The following is a 3812-nucleotide window of genomic DNA, read 5'->3' on the forward strand; positions in this document are numbered from 1 at the left end:
GCACAGCAGCCTCGGCTACCGCAGTCCCGCCGAATACGAGACCGCACCCGCAGCCTGACCACCACACCGATGGTGTCCGTCAAAGCGGAACAAGCTCAGTTCTCGTCGCCCTGCCGGAACCGCTCGGCCGCCTCCCAGCGCAACTGCTCGCAAAAAGCCTGCCGTTCGTCAATGAGAGCGCCCCCTCTTTGCGCATACCTGATGCGGTCGGCCTACCGCAGGGATCACGAGACGTCAGCCTCGTCCTCGACCCCCGGGGGGGGCGGGTCCTGCGCGGCGGTGTCCTCGCCGGCGACGCCACCGCCTACCGCACCCTGCTCGCCCTGACCGGCCGCGAACCGACCGCCCCGCCGGATCGGTTGCTGTCCGCGCCGGGGCCCCGGCGGGCCGCCGCCCCCGCACCGCGCGGCGGACGCGGCCTGACTTGACGCAGTAGGTACCGGCGGTTGGCGTCAGGCCCGGCACCGGAGCGACGATCACAGTGCCCCATGGTGCGCGCCGCGCCGCCCCCGATAACGCCGAAGCGAAAAATGAGGTTCACCAGATGCCCAGTCGCACAGTGGTCGCCCACACGACGGCGGGACGAGTGGCGGGAGAGCGGGCCGACGGACTGACCGTCTTCCGGGGCGTGCCCTACGCGGCCCCGCCGGTGGGCCCGCTGCGGTTCTCCTCGCCCGGGCCGCCCGAGCCGTGGCAGGGCGTGCGGGACGCCACCGCCTTCGCGGCCCCCTCCCTCCAGGGCGACTACCTGCCCGACAGCAGCGAGGACAGCCTGTACGCCAACGTGTGGACCCCGGACGTGGCGGGCCGTCTGCCAGTCCTCGTCTACATCCACGGCGGCGGCTGGATGCTCGGCGCGGGCAGCGAGCCCGACTACGACGGTGCCCGCACCGCCGTCCACGGCCGCATGGTCGTCGTCAACTTCAACTACCGCCTCGGCGTGTTCGGCTGGGGCCTCCACGAGGACCTCACCGACCCGCGCACGGGCTCCTGCGCGAACTGGGGCCTGCAGGACCAGGCCGCGCTCGTACGCTGGGTCCGCGACAACGCCGCCGCGTTCGGCGGCGACCCGGACAACATCACCGTCTGCGGCAGCTCCGCGGGCGGCTCCAGCACCTGGCAGCTCGCCCTGCTGCCCGAACTGCGGGGCATCATCAAAAGGATCATCCCGATCAGCGTCAAGCACGTCTGGGAACCGGCCAGTTCCACCACTCCCGCAGAGTCGCGCAGGGTCTACCGGTACCTCGCGCGCCGCTTCGGCACGACCGTGCCGGGCCTGCGTGCCGTACCGGCCACCGAACTACGGGACGCCTGGGACAAGGTGTACGCCGGCAGCCCCACCGAGCGGTTCGTGCAGGGCGCGCGCGAGTACCGCGGGCCGATCGTCGACGGGCGGTGGATGCGCGGCTACGACCACGCGCTGCCCACCCCGCGCATCCCCACGATGCCCCTCTTCTGCCGCACCGAGGGCTCCTTCTTCACCACCGGCCCCGGATACCCCTACCCCGGCCCGCACCCGGCCGACGACGCCGGACTGCGCGCCGCCGTCCGCGAGGTCCTGGAGAAGGGCGCCGTCAAGGTCACCGACGAGCGGGTGGAGGACTGCATCACCCACTACCGGCGGGCGTCCGAGGCGGAGGGCCTGCCCCGCGACCCGGTGTCGGTGTGGACACAGGTATGGGGCGACGGGCTGTTCCGCTACCAGATCGTGCGGCTCGCCGAACGGCACGCCCGCGAACGCGACCCCGCCGCGGCACCGCAGTACCTTATGGAGTTCGCCCACCCGCTCAAGCCCCCCTACGCCGGCACCACCCCGCACGAGGCCGTCGCGAAGTTCCTCTTCGGCACCTTCAGACTGCCGGCCAACGCACCCGCCTACGGAGACGGACCACTGGAGCAACGGATCTCAGACACACTGATCGATCTGGTGGCGGCCTTCGCCCGCGGCGGGACACCGAGCAGCGAACACGCCCCTGCCTGGCCGGTGTTCACCCCACACCGGCCCACCGTGATGGTCCTCGGCGGCGAGCGGGTCGCCCGGATCGACACGGTATCGGCCCAGCCCCACCTGACATACTGGGACCGCGCCGGCTGGGTACCACAGCCCTGAACACGCCCGCGTCACGATCGGAGGTGCACGACGGCCTGAAAACGCCTCGGCGCGCCGTACTCCCGACCCGCCTATCAGCGGCATGACCCAGCCGATACCGGCCTCGGGACTGGTGGGCTCGCATGTTGAGGTGTCGCGTATTCGTAGCTGATGTCGGCGGCCCCATGACGCTGAGTGAGCCGTCAGGGGCGGTCGATCCCGGTGGGATGATCGCGCGATGAGTGATGTGAGGGTGTTGGCCGCAAAGGCCGTTGAGTCACATGTCCGGGCGTTCTTCGAAGGGCACTTTGTGGAGGTCGTCGACTACGACGTCGGGCCGGAGCGGCGAGAGGTGGCGCCCGATCTGCGAGTTCTCGTTGTGGGGCCGGGTCCCCGCAGCGACAGCTGGGCCTATGTGACCGCCGGGTGCTGGGCCGCGATGGAGAAGGACGGTCACGGCCTTGAGTTCGTCATGACCGCCCACGTCCGCGACCAGCGGTTCATCGAGCTCATGGCGATGATCGCCTACTACCACTGCGGAGGACATCAGCTCGACCTGGAGCACAGCATGCCGATCGGTGAACCGTGGGTGCCGGGGTCAACCTGCGATCACCTGCTGATCAGCCTGCCCTATCTCCACGGACCCGACCTTGAACACTGTTCCGTTCCCGGGGGTCACGCCCGCATCCTGTGGACCCTGCCCGTGACGACGGCCGAGATCGAGTTCCGCAGGCGTCACGGGCACGAGGCGTTGGAGCAGCTCTTCGACGAGGCAGAGATCATCCCCACCGATCCTTTCAGGGCGTCGGTTGCCTGAGTTCGGCGTCCGGCGGTCACCCTTTGTGGTCACCGGGGGCGTATCGGCTCCAGGTTCCGCCAGCCTCGGTGACCAGCCGGGTGGCGGTCTTGTCGTGATAGCCGAGTGTCTTCGCGATGACGGGGGCCGGGGCCTGCAGGACGAGCTGGCGGATCGCGGAGGCCCGGCCACGCTGCGGCGGGACGCCGATCTCACGCAGATGGACTTGGAGGCTGACCGGGTTCATCGGCTGTCCGGGCTGGCGGCCGGGGAAGAGCCAGTGGGAGCTTGTGCTGTTGGTGTAGGGCAGATGCCGGCGGGACAGGATGTATGCCCGCATCAGGTGTGTAACGGGCTCGGGGAGCGGGGAAGGCGGATCACCCAGCCGGACAGTGACAGTGACTCCGTCGTCGGTGATGTCGTCAAGGGTGAGGCGAACGATGCGGCTGACGGGCTGGGCATAGACGAGAACGAGTGCGGCAACGATGCGGCTCCGCAGAGGTAGGGAGTCGTCGTTGAGGACCCGTCGGAGCATGGCGAGTCGGCGGTGCTGGTGCAGTGGCGCCTGGTCCTGGGTGATGACCTGGGGCGGAAGGGTGAGCCGGGGCATGCGGCCCGTCTTCATGCACCAGCGGAGGAAGGTCTGGGCTGGGCGCCGGGTGGCGAGCTTCTCGGTGTGCCAGGCGTCGAGGTCGGCCTGCCAGCAGTGCTCGATGGTGCGGCCTCGGCCGGCGAGCCAGGTAAGGAAGGCGCCAGCCTGGGTGGTCTCCTGCTTGGCCTGGTGCGTCTGAGCTTGTCTTTTAACCTCGGTTGCGTTCCGATCACGCTGAACGGGAGAGTTGCTCGCGCACCCATGCGGGATCGGGATTGGTGTGCGGCTGACCCGCCACGACGACGGTCGGCACGGTCTCGTTGCCGTCGTTGGCT

5 protein-coding genes are annotated in these 3812 nt (G+C 69.7%); 3 read left to right on the top strand and 2 right to left on the bottom strand.

Translation table 11 applies throughout. From position 1 onward, the window contains the following. The first annotated feature begins 188 nt into the window (after positions 1–188). The 3 genes from IG99_RS49405 to IG99_RS43120 all read left to right on the top strand — a co-directional run bounded on the left by IG99_RS49405 (position 189) and on the right by IG99_RS43120 (position 2906). Complete coding sequence (locus tag IG99_RS49405) at positions 189–428, top strand: hypothetical protein (protein WP_158973386.1); 240 nt, start codon at positions 189–191, stop codon at positions 426–428. Between the two features lie 116 nt (positions 429–544). Next, positions 545–2110 carry a carboxylesterase/lipase family protein gene (locus tag IG99_RS43115; protein WP_078948277.1) on the top strand — a complete coding sequence of 522 codons (1566 nt, stop codon included), beginning with the start codon at positions 545–547 and terminating at the stop codon, positions 2108–2110. Positions 2111–2327: 217 nt separating this feature from the next. Beyond that, a complete protein-coding gene (locus IG99_RS43120) occupies positions 2328–2906 on the top strand; it encodes a suppressor of fused domain protein (protein WP_037684476.1) in 579 nt (192 codons plus the stop codon). Between the two features lie 16 nt (positions 2907–2922). Here the strand turns inward: IG99_RS43120 and IG99_RS43125 are convergent, their stop codons facing one another. Both IG99_RS43125 and IG99_RS52455 read right to left on the bottom strand, forming a co-directional pair. After that, complete coding sequence (locus IG99_RS43125) at positions 2923–3495, bottom strand: site-specific integrase (protein WP_051866623.1); 573 nt, start codon at positions 3493–3495, stop codon at positions 2923–2925. Positions 3496–3706: 211 nt separating this feature from the next. Continuing rightward, the coding region (locus IG99_RS52455; protein WP_463607317.1) for a thioredoxin domain-containing protein at positions 3707–3812 on the bottom strand (106 nt) is incomplete at its 5' end.

Origin of the sequence: Streptomyces griseus subsp. griseus (assembly GCF_000720255.1) — a bacterium.
GTDB lineage: Bacteria > Actinomycetota > Actinomycetes > Streptomycetales > Streptomycetaceae > Streptomyces > Streptomyces griseus_I.